This window comes from Streptomyces globisporus C-1027 (genome assembly GCF_000261345.2).
GTDB classification, from domain to species: domain Bacteria; phylum Actinomycetota; class Actinomycetes; order Streptomycetales; family Streptomycetaceae; genus Streptomyces; species Streptomyces pakalii.
On the sequence record NZ_CP013738.1, the window covers coordinates 1,893,625 to 1,910,844 of the forward strand.

The window sequence follows — 17,220 nt, forward strand, 5'->3', positions numbered from 1 at the left end:
CGGTGCCGGTCGATAAAGTCACCGGCATGGCACGTATTGCGGTGATCGGCGCCGGGACGGGCGCGATGGCGGCGGCCGCCCGGCTGGCCGTGGCGGGCGAGAAGGTGACGGTCTACGAGCGGTCCGCGAGCTACGGCGGCTCGGTCGGCCGCCATGAGCACGAGGGCTTCGTCTTCGACACCGGGCCCGGGCTGCTGCATCTGCCCGCCGTCCAGCGGGACCTCTTCGTGAAGACCGGCAAGGAGTCGCTGGAGCAGTCCGTGACGCTGGCCCAGGTCGATCCGGCGAGCCGCCATCTCTTCGCGGACGGCACCGCGGTGTCCCTGCCGAACGCCTCCCGGGCCGGAGTGGCCGCGGCCCTGGACGGGGCGCTGGGCGCGGGTTCCGGGGCGCGCTGGAGCGACTTCATGGACCGGGCCCGGGACGCCTGGGACCGCTCCCGGCGGCCGCTGCTGGAGGAGCCGCTGCGCGCGGACCACCAGGTGCTGGGGCGCGATCCGTATCCGGCGGTGCGGCAGCGGCGGCTGCTGCGCCCGGCCCGGCAGGCGGCCACGGTCGCGGAGACCGGCGCGTGGGAGCTGGCGGACCCGCGCCTGGCGGCCCTGCTCGACGGGTATGCGCTCGCCCACGGCCTCGACCCGCGTAACGCCCCCGCGAGCGCCGCGCTGCTGCCGTACATGGAGCAGACCTTCGGCAGCTGGTACGTGATGGGCGGGATGCGGGAGCTGGCCCGGGCGGTGCACGAGCGGTGCGTGGCCCGCCGGGTGGAGTTCGTCTTCGGGGCCGAGGTGGTCCGGGTCGTCGAGAAGGACGGCCGGGCGGCGGGCGTGGAGCTGGCGGGCGGTGAGGTGGCCGAGGCCGACCGGGTGGTGCTCGGGGTCCGGCCGCGTCCGGGTCTGGTGCCGGGTCAGCAGGTGTGGGGCGCGGGCGATGTGCCGGTCCGGGCGGGCTCGGGGGCGGGCGCGGCGGGCCGGTTCACGGTGCTGCTGTCGCTGCGCGGGGCCCGGGAGGCGGACGCGGTGCACCGGACCGTGGTGCACAGCGCGGAGGGGGCGGCGGAGCAGGAGGCGGTGTTCGCGGGCCGGGTCGCCGGCCACCCCACGGTGACGGTGCTGCGCCCCGACGATCCGGCGACCCGGCCGGACGCGGAGCACGAGGCGGTGACGCTCTCCGCGACGGTGGCTCCGCAGGGTCCGGTCGACTGGCGGGACGCGGAGGTGCGGCAGCGGTTCGCGGACGTCCTGGTCGAGCGGGCGGGCGCGGCCGTTCCCGGGCTGCGGGAGCGCATCCTGCACACGGAGATCCGTACGCCGGCGGAGACCGAGGCGGAGACGGGGGCCGAGGGCGGGGCGGTGCCGCCGCCCGCACTGGCCGGGGCGGACGGCGCGTATCTGCACCCGGGCAACCTGACCCGGCTGCCGGGGCTGTATCTCGCGGGCGGCTGGGCGCATCCGGGCGGCGGTCTCGCGCACGCCGGGATGTCGGGGACGCTGGTGGCCGGACTCGTGGTGGAGGGCGACGGCTTCCGCGGCTCCCGCTGAGGGCCCGGCAGCGCGGGCGGGCCCCGGCAGGAGCGCGCTCAGTACCGGTACTGCTCGTTCTGGCCGGTGTCGTGACCGTTGCCGTTGCCGTACGGGGCGGGCTCGGTGGGCTGCTCCGGGGGCATCGGGGGGTACTGCTCGGCGTCGCGCTGCTGCGGGACCCAGACGCCGCCGGGCGGGGTGTCCGTGGAGTACGCCCCCGTGTCGTACGCGTCGGCGCCGTAGCTCTGGGCGTAGGGGTCGGCGTAGCTCTGCTGCCCGCCCTGGGTGTCGTAGCCGTCGCCGTTGCCGTAGGCGTCGTAGCCGTAGGAGGGGGCCTGGTTGGTGGTGCCGATGTACGGGTCGGAGTAGGCGGCGTAGCTCTGTTCGCCGGTGCCGTAGTCGTACGTTCCGGCGTAGGGGTCCTGGGCCTGCTGCTGGCCGTAGCCGGTGTACGGGTCGTACGCGGCGTACTGCGGCTGGGCCGAGGGGTCGGCGTCGTGGCCCTGGTCCTGGTGGGTGTGGCCGTTCGTGTCGTAGCCGGTGTCCCCGTACACGCCGTACTGGCCGGTGTCGTCGGGGAGCGGCTCCGTCGCGTAGACGGACGGTGCGGGCGGGGCGGCCGGGGGCCGGTCGTATCCGGCGGGGGCGCCCGGCTCCGCGACCTCCAGGTCCGAGACCTGCAGCGTGGGGTCCTTCACCGCCGCGCCCTCGCCGCCGCTCTTGCGCCGGCGGCTCTCCCCCGGGCTGCCGCCTATGGCCCAGCCGGTGGAGAAGCCGCGTCGGAAGGACAGCGTCACGAAGGTCTGGCCGGTGGCGAAGGCGAGCGTCCCGACGATGATGACCGGGACGGAGGCCAGCAGCACCCCGACCACCACGCCGAGGAAGCCGCCGAAGGCGAGCAGCCGCCAGCGCAGTCGTGCCTTGTACTGCAGCAGCACCTCGCCGAGCAGCCACAGTGCCACCAGACCGAATGCGATGTAGAGGACCGTCCAGCCCACGCCCGCCCCCTCCTTCGGCCGTCACCGCTTCGGGGGCGGGTACGACCGGTCACGACTGCTTGTGCAGTCCGAGTTTCTCGTAGATTTCGAGCGTAGCCGTCGAGTTGTTGAGCGTGATGAAGTGCAGCCCGGGCACACCCTCGGACAGCAGCTTCGCGCAGAACTCCGTTGCGAACTCGATGCCAATGGAGCGTACAGCGGCCGGATCGTCCTTGGCCGCGAGGATGCGCTCTTTCAACGACTCGGGCACGGTCGCGTTGCTGAGCTGGGAGAACTTTTCCAGTTGCTTCACGCTGGTGAGGGGCATCACCTCGGGGATCACCGGCGTTTCGCAACCCGCGGCGACCACACGGTCACGCATCCGGAGATAATCCTCCGGGCGGAAGAACATCTGGGTGATCGCGTAATCCGCGCCCGCCCGGCACTTGTCCACGAAATGACCGATATCCGTCTCCCAGTCGGTGGACCGGGGGTGCATTTCGGGAAATGCCGCGACGCCGACGCAGAAGTCGCCCGATTCCTTGATGAGGCGGACGAGGTCGGCGGCGTACTTCACCCCCTGCGGGTGCTCCACCCACTCGCCCATAGGGTCGCCCGGCGGGTCGCCGCGGACCGCGAGGATGTTCCTGATGCCCGCGTCGGCGTACTGCCCGACCATGTTGCGCAGCTCGGCGATCGAGTGGTTGACCGCGGTGAGGTGGGCGACGGGGGTGAGCGTGGAGTCCGCCGCGATCTCCTGGGTGGCCTTGACCGTCCCGGCGCGGGTGGAGCCTCCGGCGCCGTACGTCACGGAGACGAAACTCGGCCGGACCGCCTCGACCCGGCGCAGCGCGTTCCAGAGGTTGCGCTCACCTTTTTCCGTCTTGGGAGCCCAGAACTCGAAGGAGTACGACGTTTTGCCGGTCGCCAGGAGGTCACGCACGGTACGCGCGTGATCCGTCCTGGTCGAAGGTGTTCCGAGGGCCATAAGGGGAGGTTAACCAGGGGGTGGACACTCACCCAACCGGAGCCGGAGACTTTGTCTTGTTTTGCCGGACTGTTGTCCACCCCTCGGACGCTCCTCGGATTCAGGCCCGGGATGCCCGCCGCCCGTACGCCTGGCGTTCAGCTCGTGTGGGCCCGGACGCGGCGGGCCAGTTCGGCGGTGGCGGCGGCCGGGTCGTCGGCCTCGGTGATGGCCCGGACGACGACGACCCGGCGGGCCCCGGCGTCCAGCACCTGGTCCAGATTGCCCGCGTCGATCCCGCCGATCGCGAACCAGGGGCGCTGTCCGCCGAGCGAGGCGGTGTAGCGCACGAGGTCGAGGCCGGGGGCGTGGCGGCCGGGCTTGGTGGGGGTGGGCCAGCAGGGGCCGGTGCAGAAGTAGTCCACACCGTCCTGGGCGACGGCGGCGTCGACCTCGGCCTCGGCGTGCGTGGACCGGCCGATCAGCCGGTCGGCGCCGATGATCGCGCGGGCCGCGGGGACGGGCAGGTCGCCCTGGCCGAGGTGCAGGACGTCGGCGCCGATGGCGTGGGCGACGTCGGCGCGGTCGTTCACGGCGAGGAGCTTGCCGTGCCGGCGGCAGGCGTCGGCGAACACCGCGAGGTGTTCCAGCTCCTCGGCGGCCTCCATGCCCTTGTCCCGGAGCTGGACGATGTCGACGCCCGAGGTGAGCACGGCGTCGAGGAAGGCGGGGAGGTCACCCTGCCGCTTGCGGGCGTCCGTGCACAGGTAGAGCCGGGCGTCGGACAGCAGCTCGCGAGGTGTGGACATGGTGGAAACCCCCCGTGGTCGTCACGGCGGAGTGGATTCCCCCGTGGTCGTGCGGGTGCACGGGCCGTGTCGGACGGCCCGTGCACCGCTTCCTGTCGTATCGGATCAGACGGCGAGCGCCTGGGCGCGGCGCTTCACCTCCGTCCCGCGATTCTCGCTCAGCGCCTGCGCGGGGGTGCCGGGCAGGGTCGGGTCGGGAGTGAAGAGCCACTCCAGCATCTCTTCCTCGGAGAAGCCGTCGTCCTTCAGGAGGGTCAGGGTGCCGGAGAGGCCCTTGACCACCTTGTCGCCGTCGATGAAGGCGGCGGGCACCTGGAGCGTCCGGTTCTCACCACGGCGCACGGCGATGAGCTGGCCCTCCTTGACCAGCTGGCGCACGCGCGTCACCTCGATGTCGAGCATCTCGGCGATGTCGGGGAGGTGGAGCCAGGCAGGGACGAGAGCATCGGTCTTTGCGTCAATCTCGGTCACAGGGACAAGCGTGCCACCTGGGACTGACAGCCGGTAGCCGGGCCGACCGTACGGGGGGTGTCAGCGGCGGCCCCGGGGCGGTCAGAGGGCGGTGGACTTCAGCGGTACGGCGGGGTCGGCGACCTTCTCCGGGTCGAGGGCGGCCCCCGACTCGATGAGCCTGCGCCCCTGGGCGAGATCGCGCGGGCGGCCCACGGCGAGCACGGCGGCCAGCGCGCCGCCGCGCAGCCAGCAGGCCGACCAGGTGGCGTCCGCCCCGTCGCCGCGCCACAGCAGGGTGTCGGCGTCGGCGTGGTGGCCGGCGTACTGCACGAAGCGGCCGAACTGCTCGGACCAGAAGTACGGGACGGGGTCGTAGACCGGAAGCGGTGCGCCGCTCTCCGCCGCCATGATCGCGGCCGCGGCGGTGCGCGGGCCCTGGAGGGCGTTGTCCCAGTGGTGGACCAGCAGCCGGGTTCCGTAGCGGGCGGAGGGGAAGGAGGCGCAGTCGCCGACCGCGTACACATCGGGCAGCGAGGTGCGCAGGGCGCTGTCGGCGGTGACCGAGCCGTCCGGGCCGAGCGCGATCCCGGAGCCCGCCAGCCAGCCGGTGGCGGGGCGCGCACCGACGCCGACGACCACGGCTCCGGCGGGCAGGGTGCGGCCGTCCGCGAGGATCACGGCCCCCTCCTCGACGCGCTCGACCCGGGCCCCGGTGAGGAGTTCGGCGCCGCTCCCGGCGTACCAGGCGGCCATCGGGGCGGCCACCTCGGCGGGCAGGGTGCCCGCGAGCGGGCGGGCCGCGGCCTCGACCACGGTGACCGTGCAGCCCGCGGCACGGGCGGCGGTGGCGAACTCCGCGCCGATCCAGCCCGCCCCGACGACGACCACGTCGTGCTGCCGGTCCAGGACGGGCCGCAGCCGGGCGGCGTCGTCGAGGGTGCGCAGCAGATGGACGCCGGGTACGCCCTCGGTGCCGGGCAGGGTCAGGGGTTCGGCGCCGGTCGCGAGGATCAGGGCGTCGTAGCGGACGGGCCCGTCGGCGGTGTCCAGGACATGGTCGGCGGCGCGCAGGGCGGTGACGTCCAGGCCGAGGCGCAGGGTGATGTCCAGCGCCTCGAAGTCGACGTCGAAGGCGGAATCCTCGGCCTTGCCCAGCAGTACCGCTTTGGACAGCGGCGGGCGGTCGTAGGGCTGGTGGGGCTCGGCGCCGATCAGGGTGACGGGGCCGGTGAAGCCCGCCTCGCGCAGGGCGACGGCGCTCTGCACGCCCGCCATGCCCGCGCCGACGACCACGACGTTCCGGGCGGGACTCTTCTCCGTCTGCTGCTCGCTCACCTGTCCACCTTAATCATCTGACGGAGTGTCAGGAACACGGCTACCGGACACCGGCCTTCAGAACGGCCCTCAGGAGGCCACTTCCTCCACCACGCTCGTCCCGCTGCCCTCCTGGGACTCCCACTCCCAGCGCTCCTCCAGCCGGACCCGGCCATCGGTGAGCTCGGTGACGGTGGAGAGGCAGTGTCCGGAAGAGGTCGTTCCGTCGTGCTTGAGCTGGACGTAGCGGAAGTCCAGCGCATCCCCGTCCCGGGTGCCGACGAGATGGCCGCGGACCACGTCGCCGCCCGTGTACTCGGCCCAGATCCGGCCGTCCTGCTCGTGGTACGTGAAGCGGGTGCGGGTGCCGACCTGGCCGGGGGCCTGGTCGGCGACGGGCGCGAGGACGAGTCCGTCGAGCGAACGGGCCACGGTGGCTGCTCCCCTACTGGGCGAAAGGCGGGTGGGTTTAGGGTGGCCAACGTAGAACACTCGCGGGAGCCCGGACGCACCGGGCTGAGAGGGAGGCTGGACGGCCTCCGACCGTACGAACCTGATCCGGGTCATGCCGGCGAAGGGAGGGGCTGGACACTCATGCGCGTCTCGGGGAAGACCTCCGGAGCCCTGGGGGGAACGGGAACCTCAGGATCCGACGTCCTCGTCATCGGGGGCGGCATCATCGGCCTGGTCACCGCGTGGCGGGCCGCGCAGCGCGGGCTGACGGTCACCGTGGCCGATCCCGCACCGGGCGGCGGAGCCGCCCAGGTCGCGGCGGGCATGCTGGCCGCCGTCACCGAACTGCACTACGGCGAGCAGATGCTGCTCGGGCTCAACCTGGCCTCCGCCGCCCGCTATCCGGCGTTCGTCGAGGAGCTGGAGGAGGCGAGCGGCCGGGACACCGGCTTCCGGAGCTGCGGCACGCTCGCCGTCGCGCTGGACTCCGACGACCGGGCGCATCTGCGCGAACTGCACGCCCTCCAGGAGCGTTCGGGTCTGGAGTCGGTCTGGCTGAGCGGCCGTGAGTGCCGTCGTCTCGAACCGATGCTGGCCCCGGGTGTCCGGGGCGGGCTGCGGGTCGACGGCGACCACCAGGTGGATCCGCGCCGCCTCGCCTCGGCGCTGCTGACCGCGTGCGAGCGGGCCGGGGTCGGGTTCCGCCGGACGACCGCCGAGCGGCTCACCGCCGACGGGGGCCGGGCCACCGGAGCGTCGCTCGGCGACGGTACGGAGTTCGCGGCCGACCAGGTCGTGCTCGCCGCGGGCAGCCTCAGCGGGCGGCTCGCGGGGCTCCCGCCGGAGCTCGTGCCACCGGTACGCCCGGTCAAGGGCCAGGTCCTCCGGCTCACCGTGCCCCCGGCGTACGCCCCCTTCCTCAGCCGCACCGTGCGCGCCGTGGTGCGGGGCGGCCACCTCTACCTCGTACCGCGCGAGAACGGCGAGCTGGTCGTCGGCGCCACCAGCGAGGAGATGGGCTGGGACACCACGGTCACGGCCGGCGGGGTGTACGAGCTGCTGCGCGACGCCCATGAGCTGGTGCCGGGCATCACCGAGCTGCCGCTGACCGAGACCCGGGCCGGTCTGCGTCCCGCGTCGCCCGACAACGCCCCGCTGCTCGGCCCGACCGCCCTGCCCGGCCTGCTGCTCGCCACCGGTCACCACCGCAACGGCGTCCTGCTGACGCCCGTCACCGGGGACGCGATGGCCGACGCCCTGACCACCGGCGAGCTGCCCGAGGAGGCCCGCCCGTTCGCCCCCGGCCGCTTCGAACCCGCCGCCCCCGTACTCCAGGAGCAGCCCGTATGACCCAGCAGCCCGCCGCACCGGAAGGCACCTCCGTACCGCGAGCAGCCGCACCGGAATCCGCCGCGGCCACCACCGTTTCCGTCTCGGTGAACGGGGAAGCCCGTGCCGTTCCCGCCGGGACCGATCTGGGCGCCCTGGTCGGCGCCCTGACCCAGGCCCGGTCCGGGGTCGCCGCAGCGGTCAACGAGAGCGTCGTCCCGCGCGGCCTGTGGGCCACCACCACACTCGGCGAGGGCGACCGCGTCGAGGTCCTGACGGCCGTACAGGGAGGCTGACCATGTCGGACGACGTCTTCACACTGGGACCCGCCACCTTCGGATCCCGGCTGATCATGGGCACCGGCGGGGCCCCGAGCCTGGAGGTGCTGGAGCGCTCGCTGATCGCTTCGGGCACCGAGCTGACCACGGTCGCGATGCGCCGTCTCGACCCGACCGTGCAGGGGTCGGTGCTCTCCGTGCTGGAGCGGCTCTCCATCCAGGTCCTGCCGAACACCGCGGGCTGCTTCACCGCGGGTGAGGCGGTGCTGACCGCCCGGCTGGCCCGGGAGGCGCTCGGTACGGACTGGGTGAAGCTGGAGGTGGTGGCCGACGAGCGGACCCTGCTGCCCGACCCGGTCGAGCTGCTGGACGCGGCGGAGATCCTGGTCGACGACGGGTTCGTGGTCCTGCCCTACACCAACGACGACCCGGTGCTCGCCCGGAAGCTGGAGGACGTGGGGTGCGCGGCGATCATGCCGCTGGGCTCCCCCATCGGCTCCGGGCTCGGCATCCGCAACCCGCACAACTTCGAGCTGATCGTGGAGCGGGCCGGGGTGCCGGTGATCCTCGACGCGGGGGCCGGGACCGCATCGGACGCGGCGCAGGCGATGGAGCTGGGGTGCGCGGCTGTGATGCTCGCCTCGGCGGTGACCCGGGCCCGGGAGCCGGAGCTGATGGCGGGTGCGATGCGTCACGCGGTGGAGGCGGGCCGACTGGCCCGCCGTGCCGGCCGGATTCCCCGCCGCCACTTCGCCGAGGCGTCGTCGCCGGTGGCGGGGCGGGCGGCGCTGGATCCGGAGCGGCCCGCGTTCTGAGCCGGTGATCGTCGGGGGCGCTGCCCCGAACCTCCGCTCCTCAATCACCGGAGGGGCTTGAACGGGCCAGCGGAGGGGTTTGAACTGCACCGCGGCCGCAGAACGTGCCCTGTCACGGATCGGCTGCAGAACGGCCCCGGGAATGCCCCGGCCCGTCCGGGGTGTCCGTGGCGGCTCGTAGACTCTCGGGGTGGACACGACCCTCCAGGACCCTCTCGTCGGGCAACTGCTCGACGGCCGGTATCGCATTGAGGCGCGCATCGCCGTCGGCGGGATGGCCACGGTCTACCGGGCCGTGGACACCCGCCTGGACCGGGTGCTCGCCCTCAAGGTGATGCACCCGGCGCTCGCCACCGACGTCTCGTTCGTCGAGCGCTTCATCCGGGAGGCCAAGTCGGTGGCCCGCCTGGCGCACCCCAATGTCGTCGCGGTCTTCGACCAGGGCGCTCAGGGCGCGTACGTCTATCTCGCGATGGAGTACGTGGCGGGCTGCACCCTGCGCGACGTGCTGCGCGAGCGCGGGGCGCTCCAGCCCCGGGCCGCGCTGGACATCCTGGAGCCGGTCCTCGCCGCGCTCGGCGCCGCGCACCGGGCCGGGTTCGTGCACCGCGACATGAAGCCGGAGAACGTCCTGATAGGGGACGACGGCCGGGTGAAGGTCGCCGACTTCGGCCTGGTCAGGGCGGTCGGCACGGCCACCGACACCACCGGCTCGCTGCTGGGCACGGTCTCGTATCTGGCCCCCGAGCAGATCGAGCACGGCACCGCCGACACCCGCAGCGATGTGTACGCCTGCGGGGTCGTGCTGTACGAGATGCTCACCGGCGCCAAGCCGCACACCGGCGAGAACGCCGCCCAGGTCATCTACCAGCACCTCAACTCCGACGTCCCGGCCCCGTCCGCCGTCGTGCCCGGGCTCCCGGTCGCCCTGGACTCCCTGGTGGCGAGCGCGACCGCCCGCAACCCCGAGGTGCGCCCGCACGACGCGGTGCTGCTGCTGGCCGAGACCCGTGAGGCCCGCGCCGGGCTGACCGACGCCGAGCTGGACGCCGTACCGCCGCAGGCGCTGGCGGACTCCCATGACGGCGCGGACGACCGTACGAGCGTGATCCCCCGGGCCCTTCCGGAGGACGGTGACGGGGACGGCGTGCACCGCACCAGCCGCCTGGCGATGCCGCCCGCGGGGCCCGCCGCTCCGGCCCGGCGCCGGGCCGGCCGGCGCGGTCCGTTCGGCGGGCCGCACCGCAAGCTGATCATCACGCTCGCCGCCGTCCTGCTGACCCTGGGGATCGGCACGGGCGTCTGGTACATCAACTCCGGCCAGTTCACCCAGGTCCCCTCGGTGCTCGGGCAGACCCAGCAGACCGCCGAGGAGCGGATCGCGGACGCCGGGCTCGGGCTGAAGGGCGTGGACCGGGTCTTCAGCGACACGGTCGAGCGGGGCGAGGTCGTCAGCAGCGAGCCCGCCTCCGGCGACCGGATCCGGGGCAACGGCTCGGTGCGGCTCGTCGTCTCGCGGGGCCCGGAGATCGTGCGGGTGCCCGATGTGGTGGGCAGCTCCCTCGGGGACGCCCGGCGCTCCCTGAAGAAGGTGGGCCTGGTCCCGGGGATGGTGACCAGGGAGTTCAGCGAGGACGTGGCCCGGGGCGAGGTGATCCGCACGGATCCCCGCGCCGGTACGGACCGCAACCCGGACACGGCCGTGGCGCTCGTCGTCAGCAAGGGCGCCCCGGTCGACGTCCCGGACGTCACCGGGCTCTCCGCCGAGGAAGCCACCGCCGAGCTGGAGGCCGAGGGGCTGAAGGCCGAGGTGCTGCCCGGCCGGGTCCACTCCCCCGAGGACGAGGGAGCCGTCGCCGAGCAGTCCCCCAAGGAGGGCGCCGAGGCCGCCGAGGGCGACACGATCCAGCTGACCGTTTCCAAAGGCCCCCGGATGCTGGATGTCCCCGACGTCACCGGCCGGGACGTCGACGAGGCCCGGAGCACTCTGGAGGAGGCGGGCTTCGAGGTCAAGGTGGACCGGCCGTTCCTCTCGTTCAGCGACACGATCGCGAGCCAGTCCGTGGACGGCGGCGAGCAGGCCCCCGAAGGCTCCACGATCACCATCAAGACCAAGGGGCTCTAGAACCGATGGACTCTCTGCGCAACCCGGTGGGCGGGCATGTCCCGGTGGCGGGCGGCCTCGCCAAGGTCGGCCTGGAGTACGCGCGCGAGCTGGCGGCGGAGACCGTGCAGGTCTTCGTGGCGAACCCGCGCGGCTGGGCGACACCCGTCGGGAACCCGGCGCAGGACGAGCTGTTCCGCGCCGAGTGCGCGGCGGCCTCGATCCCGGCGTACGTCCACGCCCCGTATCTGATCAACTTCGGCTCGCACACCGAGGCGACGGTGGAGAAGTCCGTGGAGTCCCTGCGCCACTCACTGCGGCGGGCCCGGGAGATCGGCGCGCTGGGCGTGGTGGTGCACACCGGTTCGGCGACCGGCGGGCGGCCGCGCGCCGAGGCGCTGGCCCAGGTGCGGGAGCACATGCGGCCGCTGCTGGACGAGCTGACCCATGACGACGATCCGGATCTGCTGCTGGAGTCGACGGCCGGCCAGGGCTTCTCGCTCTGTTCCCGGACCTGGGACTTCGGCCCGTACTTCGAGGCGCTGGACTCCCACCCGAAGCTCGGCATCTGCCTGGACACCTGCCACATCTACGCCGCCGGGCACGACCTGACCGGTCCCACGGGGATGCGGCAGACGCTGGACCTCCTGGTGGGGACGGTCGGCGAGGGGCGGCTGAAGCTGATCCACGCCAACGACTCCAAGGACGTCGTGGGCGCCCACAAGGACCGGCACGAGAACATCGGCGCAGGGCACATCGGGGCGGAGCCGTTCGCCGAGCTGTTCGCCCATCCGGCGACCGAGGGCGTACCGCTGATCATCGAGACGCCCGGCGGCAAGGAGGGGCACGCGGCGGACGTGGCCCGGCTGAAGGAGCTGCGCGGCACCCGCTAGCGCGCTACAGCTCCGGGCCGTCGCCCGGCTCCTCCTGGTAGGAGTAGCGCTGCTCGGACCAGGGGTCGCCGATGTTGTGGTAGCCCCGCTCCTCCCAGAATCCGCGCCGGTCCGCCGTCATGTACTCGATGCCCCGGACCCATTTCGGGCCCTTCCAGGCGTACAGGTGCGGGACGACGAGGCGGAGCGGGAAGCCGTGCTCGGCGGTGAGGAGTTCGCCGTCCTTGTGGGTGGCGAAGAGGGTGCGCTCGGAGGCGAAGTCGGCCAGGCGCAGATTCGAGGAGAAGCCGTACTCGGCCCAGACCATCACATGGGTGGCGTCGGGGGCCGGCGGTGCCAGGTCGAGGATCGCGCGGGCGGGGACCCCGCCCCATTCGGCGCCGATCATGCTGAACTTCGTCACGCAGTGCAGATCGGCGACGACCGAGGAGAACGGCAGCGCCGAGAAGTCCTGGTGGTTCCAGCAGTGCTTGTCGCCGTCGGCGGTGGCTCCGAAGACCCGGAACTCCCAGCGGTCGGGCTTGAACTTGGGAACGGGCCCGTAGTGGGTGACCGGCCATCCGCGCTGCAGTCGCTGTCCTGGTGGAAGCTCCGACTGCTCTGCTCCGCGATTCTCCCGGTTTTCCGGCTGACCCATGTCTCCATGGTGACAGACAGGCAGGGGTGGTCATGACCAGGGAGGACCGCCATGGGGGCAACTCGTACTAAGCGTGCACTTACTGGACGGCCGCTGGGCACGGTGCGAGGATCTGGCCTACTTGCCAGATCGATCACCGGTTGGAAGGAACCTTTGCCATGCAGGGCGACCCCGAGGTCCTTGAGTTTCTCAATGAGCAGCTGACCGCCGAATTGACTGCGATCAACCAGTACTTCCTGCACGCGAAGATGCAGGAGAACTTCGGGTGGACCAAGCTCGCCAAGTACACCCGGGCCGAGTCCTTCGACGAGATGAAGCACGCCGAGATCCTCACCGACCGGATCCTGTTCCTGGACGGACTGCCGAACTACCAGCGGCTGTTCCATGTCCGGGTGGGTCAGACGGTGACCGAGATGTTCCAGGCGGACCGCCAGGTCGAGGTGGAGGCGATCGACCGCCTCAAGCGTGGTATCGAGGTGATGCGCGGCAAGGGAGACATCACCTCCGCGAACATCTTCGAGTCGATCCTGGAGGACGAGGAGCACCACATCGACTATCTCGACACCCAGCTGGAGCTGGTGGAGAAGCTCGGTGAGCCGCTCTACATCGCGCAGCTGATCGAGCAGCCGGAGAGCTGACCGCCGGGCGGCCGCTCAGGCGGCGTCGGAGAGAACCGGGCTGGCGACGGAGGCGGCCACGGGTTCCGGCCGCTGGTCGAGCAGCTCGCGGCGCGGGCAGTCACCGCGGCCCAGCAGAGCCTGGATGCGGCGCACACAGCCGCCGCAGTCCGTGCCGGCCTTGCAGGCCGACGCGATCTGCCGGGGTGTGCAGGCACCGGCGTCCGCATGCTTCTTGACCTGTGCCTCGGTGACGCCGAAGCAGGAGCAGACGTACATGCGGTTCACCTCCCTGCGGGTCGGTCGCTGGTGCCGTCCCCGTCTTCATCGGTGAGGCTAACCTAACCTAACCTTACCCGCCCCCCGGGTGGCGCGAAAGTCCTGGGTACGACTGTGGGGCACGGATCACATGGATCCGTGCCCCACAGGTGCGTCCGGCGAGGACTTCTACTGGTCGCGGTACATCTCGGCGACGAGGAAGGCCAGGTCGAGCGACTGGCTGCGGTTGAGCCGGGGGTCGCAGGCCGTCTCGTAGCGCTGGTGCAGGTCGTCCACGAAGATCTCGTGGCCGCCGCCCACGCACTCGGTGACGTCGTCGCCGGTCAGCTCCACGTGGATGCCGCCCGGGTGGGTGCCGAGGCCCTTGTGGACCTCGAAGAAGCCCTTGACCTCGTCCAGGACGTCGTCGAAGCGGCGCGTCTTGTGGCCGGACGCGGCCTCGAAGGTGTTGCCGTGCATCGGGTCGGTCACCCAGGCGACGGTCGCACCGGAGGCGGTGACCTTCTCGACCAGCTCGGGGAGCTTGTCGCGGACCTTGTCGGCGCCCATACGGACGATGAAGGTCAGCCGGCCGGGCTCGCGCTCGGGGTCGAGGCGGTCGACGTAGCCGAGCGCCTCGTCGACGGTGGTCGTCGGGCCGAGCTTGATGCCGATGGGGTTGCGGACCTTCGAGGCGAACTCGATGTGCGCGCCGTCCATCTGGCGGGTGCGCTCACCGATCCAGACCATGTGGCCGGAGGTGTCGTACAGCTGGCCGGTGCGCGAGTCGGTGCGGGTCAGCGCCGTCTCGTAGTCCAGCAGCAGCGCCTCGTGCGAGGCGTAGAACTCGACCGCCTTGAACTCGGCCGGGTCGGTGCCGCACGCCTTCATGAAGTTGAGCGCGTTGTCGATCTCGCGGGCCAGGGCCTCGTAGCGCTGGCCTGCGGGGGACGACTTCACGAAGTCCTGGTTCCAGGCGTGGACCTGGCGCAGGTCGGCGTAACCGCCGGTGGTGAAGGCGCGCACCAGGTTCAGCGTGGAGGAGGACGCGTGGTACATCTGCTTCAGCCGCTGCGGGTCCGGGACCCGGGCCTCCTCGGTGAAGGCGAAGCCGTTCACCGAGTCGCCGCGGTAGGTCGGCAGGGTCACGCCGTCGCGGGTCTCGGTCCCCTTGGAGCGCGGCTTGGAGTACTGGCCCGCGATCCGGCCGACCTTGACGACCGGCACGGAGGCGGCGTAGGTCAGGACGGCGCTCATCTGGAGCAGCGTCTTCAGCTTGGCCCGGATGTGCTCGGCGGACACGGCGTCGAAGGCCTCGGCACAGTCGCCGCCCTGCAGCAGGAACGCCTCGCCCTTGGCGACGGCTCCCAGACGGGCGCGCAGCTGGTCGCACTCGCCCGCGAAGACGAGCGGCGGATACGACGCGAGGTCCGCGAGTACATCGCGCAGCGCCTCGGAGTCGGGGTACTCGGGCTGCTGCGCCGCGGGAAGGTCTCGCCAGGTGTTGCCACCGGCGACGGAGGTATTGGCGTTCACGGTCACGTGCACAACATTACGGGGTCCCGGTGGGCGTCCATTCGAGCGCTCAATGGGTGAGACACCCGCTCAGGTGCCCGGATCGTCCGCTAAGGTCGGGGCATGTCGACGCAGAAGATCCAGATCTCGATCCAGAACTGGTGGTGGACCGCTCATCCGGCGGCCCGCTGATTCATCGCGCTGACACTTCGCGAAGGCCGCCCGAGGGGCGGCCTTTTCTGTGTTCAGGAGCCGTTCCTCTCCCTGTGAACCCGTGCGGATCCCCTGCGGATACCCGTGCGGACCGTCCGGAAGGAACCTGCTCCCCATGTCCCAGACCCCGTCCAGATCCGCCTCCGCCCTCATCCGCCGGCTGCTCGCCGAGGACGCCCCGCCGTTCGCGCTGCTGCGCCGCCGTACGCCCGGCCGTGACCACGATCACGTCGAACTGCTGATCGGCGGGGTGCGGGAGGCGGACCGGCTGGCCGATCTGCCGGTGGGCGCGTCGCCCGCGCTGGCCCTGGTGCCGTTCCGGCAGATCGCCGAGCGCGGCTTCGACGTCCGCGACGACGGCACCCCGCTGAGCGTGCTGGTCGCCGACGAGTCGTACGAGCTGGAGCTCGCGGAGGTGCTGGCGGCGCTGCCCGCGCACGAGGTGACCGTGGCGGACGGCGGTTTCGACGTGCCGGACGAGGAGTACGCGGACATCGTGCGGCGGGTGATCCGGGACGAGATCGGGCAGGGCGAGGGCGCCAACTTCGTGATCCGGCGGACGTTCCGGGGCGAGATCCCCGGGTTCGGGCGGGCGGACGCGCTGGCGCTGTTCCGGCGGCTGCTGGCGGGCGAGCGGGGCGCGTACTGGACGTTCGTGGTGCACACAGGTGGCAGCGGGCCCGAAGGGGCCTCCGTCTCGGGGCGGCGGCGGGCGACGGGTGGGCGGACGCTGGTGGGCGCCAGCCCGGAGGTGCATGTGCGGATGTCGGGCGGGACGGTCGTGATGAACCCGATCAGCGGGACGTACCGCTACCCGGACGGGGGGCCCACCGCGGAGAGCCTGCTGGCGTTCCTCGGGGACCGCAAGGAGAGCGAGGAGCTGTCCATGGTGGTCGACGAGGAGCTGAAGATGATGTGCACGGTGGGCGACATGGGCGGGGTGGTGGTCGGCCCCCGGCTCAAAGAGATGGCCCACCTCGCGCACACCGAGTACGAGCTGCGCGGGAAGTCCTCGCTGGACGTCCGGGACGTGCTGCGCGAGACGATGTTCGCGGCGACCGTGACCGGCTCCCCGGTGCAGAACGCGTGCCGGGTGATCGAGCGGTACGAGTCCGGGGGCCGCGGCTACTACGCGGGGGCGCTGGCGCTGCTGGGCCGGGACACGAACGGGGCGCAGACGCTGGACTCGCCGATCCTGATCCGTACCGCCGACATCGCTCCCGACGGTTCGCTGAAGGTGCCGGTCGGGGCCACGCTCGTACGCCACTCGGACCCGGAGAGCGAGGTGGCCGAGACGCACGCCAAGGCGGCCGGGGTGCTGGCCGCCCTCGGGGTGCGGCCGGGCCGCCCGGCGGCGGAGGCGGACCGTCCGCGTCTCGCCTCCGACCCCCGGGTGCAGGCGGCGCTGGACGACCGGCGCGGGGGGCTCGCCCCGTTCTGGCTGCGGATGCAGGAGCGCGTCCGGGACCTGTCCGGCCACGCCCTGGTGGTGGACGGCGAGGACACGTTCACCGCGATGCTGGCCCATCTGCTGCGGGCATCCGGGCTCGACGTCTCGGTGCGCCGGTACGACGAGCCGGGGCTGCGCGAGGTGGTCCGGGCGCACGAGGGGCCCGTGGTGCTGGGCCCCGGCCCGGGGAATCCGGGCGACCTCGGCGACCCCAAGATGCGGCTGCTGCGGGAGGTCGCCGCCGAGCTGGTGCGGGACCACCGGCACGGGCTGCTGGGGGTGTGCCTCGGGCACGAGCTGATCGCGGCGGAGCTGGGGCTTGAGATCGTCCGCAAGGCGGTGCCGTACCAGGGGGCGCAGACCAGGATCGAGCTGTTCGGGCGGCCGGAGACGGTCGGCTTCTACAACAGCTTCACCGCTCGCTGCGACGGCCCGGCCGCCGCCGAGCTGGCCGCGCACGGGATCGAGGTGAGCCGGGACGAGGAGAGCGGGGAGCTGCACGCGCTGCGGGGGCCGGGCTTCGCCTCGGTGCAGTTCCACCCGGAGTCGGTGCTGACCGTGCGGGGCTCGGCGATCGTGACGGAGCTGCTGGCGGGGCTGCCCGTGGCGGGCTGA

The 17,220-nt window shown here is 72.4% G+C and carries 18 protein-coding genes and 1 riboswitch; of the genes, 9 read left to right on the forward strand and 9 right to left on the reverse strand.

What is annotated here, in order from left to right:
- Positions 1 to 26 precede the first annotated feature (26 nt).
- Positions 27 to 1,541: a phytoene desaturase family protein gene (locus tag WQO_RS08305; protein WP_079055636.1), complete on the forward strand. Its 1,515-nt coding sequence runs from the start codon at positions 27 to 29 to the stop codon at positions 1,539 to 1,541.
- Between the two features lie 38 nt (positions 1,542 to 1,579).
- Here WQO_RS08305 and WQO_RS08310 read toward each other — a convergent pair whose 3' ends face one another.
- The 6 genes from WQO_RS08310 to WQO_RS08335 form a co-directional block, all read right to left on the reverse strand.
- The gene (locus WQO_RS08310) at positions 1,580 to 2,521 is read right to left on the reverse strand and encodes a hypothetical protein (protein WP_058953917.1); all 942 of its coding nucleotides are present in this window, start codon (positions 2,519 to 2,521) and stop codon (positions 1,580 to 1,582) included.
- A 49-nt stretch (positions 2,522 to 2,570) separates the two neighbouring features.
- On the reverse strand, positions 2,571 to 3,488 hold the full coding sequence (gene metF / locus WQO_RS08315) for a methylenetetrahydrofolate reductase [NAD(P)H] (protein WP_029182030.1): 918 nt from the start codon (positions 3,486 to 3,488) through the stop codon (positions 2,571 to 2,573).
- Positions 3,489 to 3,625: 137 nt separating this feature from the next.
- Positions 3,626 to 4,276: a thiamine phosphate synthase gene (gene thiE / locus WQO_RS08320; protein WP_010057864.1), complete on the reverse strand. Its 651-nt coding sequence runs from the start codon at positions 4,274 to 4,276 to the stop codon at positions 3,626 to 3,628.
- A 105-nt stretch (positions 4,277 to 4,381) separates the two neighbouring features.
- Positions 4,382 to 4,747 (reverse strand): Rv2175c family DNA-binding protein, encoded by a 366-nt coding sequence (locus tag WQO_RS08325; RefSeq protein WP_010057863.1) that lies wholly within the window; start codon positions 4,745 to 4,747, stop codon positions 4,382 to 4,384.
- 81 nt (positions 4,748 to 4,828) lie between these two features.
- Positions 4,829 to 6,004, reverse strand: coding sequence for an NAD(P)/FAD-dependent oxidoreductase (locus WQO_RS08330; protein WP_237274207.1), 1,176 nt, complete (start codon positions 6,002 to 6,004; stop codon positions 4,829 to 4,831).
- Between the two features lie 129 nt (positions 6,005 to 6,133).
- Positions 6,134 to 6,475 carry an avidin-fold protein gene (locus tag WQO_RS08335; RefSeq protein WP_010057860.1) on the reverse strand — a complete coding sequence of 114 codons (342 nt, stop codon included), beginning with the start codon at positions 6,473 to 6,475 and terminating at the stop codon, positions 6,134 to 6,136.
- 52 nt (positions 6,476 to 6,527) lie between these two features.
- Positions 6,528 to 6,640, forward strand: a riboswitch (TPP riboswitch).
- On the opposite strand from WQO_RS08335, the gene thiO reads away from it, so the two are divergent.
- From thiO to WQO_RS08360, 5 genes are all read left to right on the forward strand, one after another.
- Positions 6,638 to 7,846: a glycine oxidase ThiO gene (gene thiO / locus WQO_RS08340; protein WP_010057858.1), complete on the forward strand. Its 1,209-nt coding sequence runs from the start codon at positions 6,638 to 6,640 to the stop codon at positions 7,844 to 7,846. It overlaps the preceding riboswitch by 3 nt.
- Complete coding sequence (thiS, locus tag WQO_RS08345) at positions 7,843 to 8,121, forward strand: sulfur carrier protein ThiS (protein WP_010057857.1); 279 nt, start codon at positions 7,843 to 7,845, stop codon at positions 8,119 to 8,121. Before thiO ends, thiS begins: the two co-directional genes overlap by 4 nt.
- 2 nt (positions 8,122 to 8,123) lie before the next feature.
- Positions 8,124 to 8,918, forward strand: coding sequence for a thiazole synthase (locus tag WQO_RS08350; protein ID WP_010057856.1), 795 nt, complete (start codon positions 8,124 to 8,126; stop codon positions 8,916 to 8,918).
- 190 nt (positions 8,919 to 9,108) lie between these two features.
- Entirely contained in the window at positions 9,109 to 11,043 is a 1,935-nt protein-coding gene (gene pknB, locus WQO_RS08355; RefSeq protein ID WP_010057855.1) for a Stk1 family PASTA domain-containing Ser/Thr kinase, read from the forward strand.
- A gap of 5 nt (positions 11,044 to 11,048) precedes the next feature.
- Positions 11,049 to 11,915 carry a deoxyribonuclease IV gene (locus tag WQO_RS08360; RefSeq protein WP_010057854.1) on the forward strand — a complete coding sequence of 289 codons (867 nt, stop codon included), beginning with the start codon at positions 11,049 to 11,051 and terminating at the stop codon, positions 11,913 to 11,915.
- A 4-nt stretch (positions 11,916 to 11,919) separates the two neighbouring features.
- Here WQO_RS08360 and WQO_RS08365 read toward each other — a convergent pair whose 3' ends face one another.
- On the reverse strand, positions 11,920 to 12,552 hold the full coding sequence (locus WQO_RS08365) for a sulfite oxidase-like oxidoreductase (protein WP_010057853.1): 633 nt from the start codon (positions 12,550 to 12,552) through the stop codon (positions 11,920 to 11,922).
- 158 nt (positions 12,553 to 12,710) lie between these two features.
- On the opposite strand from WQO_RS08365, the gene bfr reads away from it, so the two are divergent.
- Positions 12,711 to 13,190 carry a bacterioferritin gene (bfr, locus tag WQO_RS08370; RefSeq protein WP_003969666.1) on the forward strand — a complete coding sequence of 160 codons (480 nt, stop codon included), beginning with the start codon at positions 12,711 to 12,713 and terminating at the stop codon, positions 13,188 to 13,190.
- Positions 13,191 to 13,205: 15 nt separating this feature from the next.
- Here bfr and WQO_RS08375 read toward each other — a convergent pair whose 3' ends face one another.
- Together WQO_RS08375 and WQO_RS08380 are read right to left on the reverse strand one after the other, a co-directional pair.
- Entirely contained in the window at positions 13,206 to 13,448 is a 243-nt protein-coding gene (locus tag WQO_RS08375; protein WP_010057850.1) for a (2Fe-2S)-binding protein, read from the reverse strand.
- A gap of 168 nt (positions 13,449 to 13,616) precedes the next feature.
- Positions 13,617 to 14,963 (reverse strand): class II 3-deoxy-7-phosphoheptulonate synthase, encoded by a 1,347-nt coding sequence (locus tag WQO_RS08380; protein ID WP_029182028.1) that lies wholly within the window; start codon positions 14,961 to 14,963, stop codon positions 13,617 to 13,619.
- 102 nt (positions 14,964 to 15,065) lie between these two features.
- Between WQO_RS08380 and WQO_RS37375 the strand changes: the two genes are divergently transcribed.
- Positions 15,066 to 15,134 carry a trp operon leader peptide gene (locus WQO_RS37375; protein WP_106969533.1) on the forward strand — a complete coding sequence of 23 codons (69 nt, stop codon included), beginning with the start codon at positions 15,066 to 15,068 and terminating at the stop codon, positions 15,132 to 15,134.
- Between the two features lie 136 nt (positions 15,135 to 15,270).
- The gene (locus WQO_RS08385; RefSeq protein ID WP_010057845.1) at positions 15,271 to 17,220 is read left to right on the forward strand and encodes a phenazine-specific anthranilate synthase component I; all 1,950 of its coding nucleotides are present in this window, start codon (positions 15,271 to 15,273) and stop codon (positions 17,218 to 17,220) included.

What these genes read in the sequence shown, in the direction of transcription:
- WQO_RS08350 (WP_010057856.1), top strand. Translation starts at nt 8,124, where the DNA reads ATGTCGGACGACGTCTTCACACTGGGACCCGCCACCTTCGGATCCCGG.
- WQO_RS08375 (WP_010057850.1), bottom strand. Translation starts at nt 13,448, where the DNA reads ATGTACGTCTGCTCCTGCTTCGGCGTCACCGAGGCACAGGTCAAGAAG.
- WQO_RS08305 (WP_079055636.1), top strand. Translation starts at nt 27, where the DNA reads ATGGCACGTATTGCGGTGATCGGCGCCGGGACGGGCGCGATGGCGGCG.
- WQO_RS08360 (WP_010057854.1), top strand. Translation starts at nt 11,049, where the DNA reads ATGGACTCTCTGCGCAACCCGGTGGGCGGGCATGTCCCGGTGGCGGGC.
- WQO_RS08385 (WP_010057845.1), top strand. Translation starts at nt 15,271, where the DNA reads ATGTCCCAGACCCCGTCCAGATCCGCCTCCGCCCTCATCCGCCGGCTG.
- bfr (WP_003969666.1), top strand. Translation starts at nt 12,711, where the DNA reads ATGCAGGGCGACCCCGAGGTCCTTGAGTTTCTCAATGAGCAGCTGACC.
- metF (WP_029182030.1), bottom strand. Translation starts at nt 3,488, where the DNA reads ATGGCCCTCGGAACACCTTCGACCAGGACGGATCACGCGCGTACCGTG.
- WQO_RS08330 (WP_237274207.1), bottom strand. Translation starts at nt 6,004, where the DNA reads ATGGCGGGCGTGCAGAGCGCCGTCGCCCTGCGCGAGGCGGGCTTCACC.
- thiE (WP_010057864.1), bottom strand. Translation starts at nt 4,276, where the DNA reads ATGTCCACACCTCGCGAGCTGCTGTCCGACGCCCGGCTCTACCTGTGC.
- WQO_RS08365 (WP_010057853.1), bottom strand. Translation starts at nt 12,552, where the DNA reads ATGGGTCAGCCGGAAAACCGGGAGAATCGCGGAGCAGAGCAGTCGGAG.
- thiO (WP_010057858.1), top strand. Translation starts at nt 6,638, where the DNA reads ATGCGCGTCTCGGGGAAGACCTCCGGAGCCCTGGGGGGAACGGGAACC.
- thiS (WP_010057857.1), top strand. Translation starts at nt 7,843, where the DNA reads ATGACCCAGCAGCCCGCCGCACCGGAAGGCACCTCCGTACCGCGAGCA.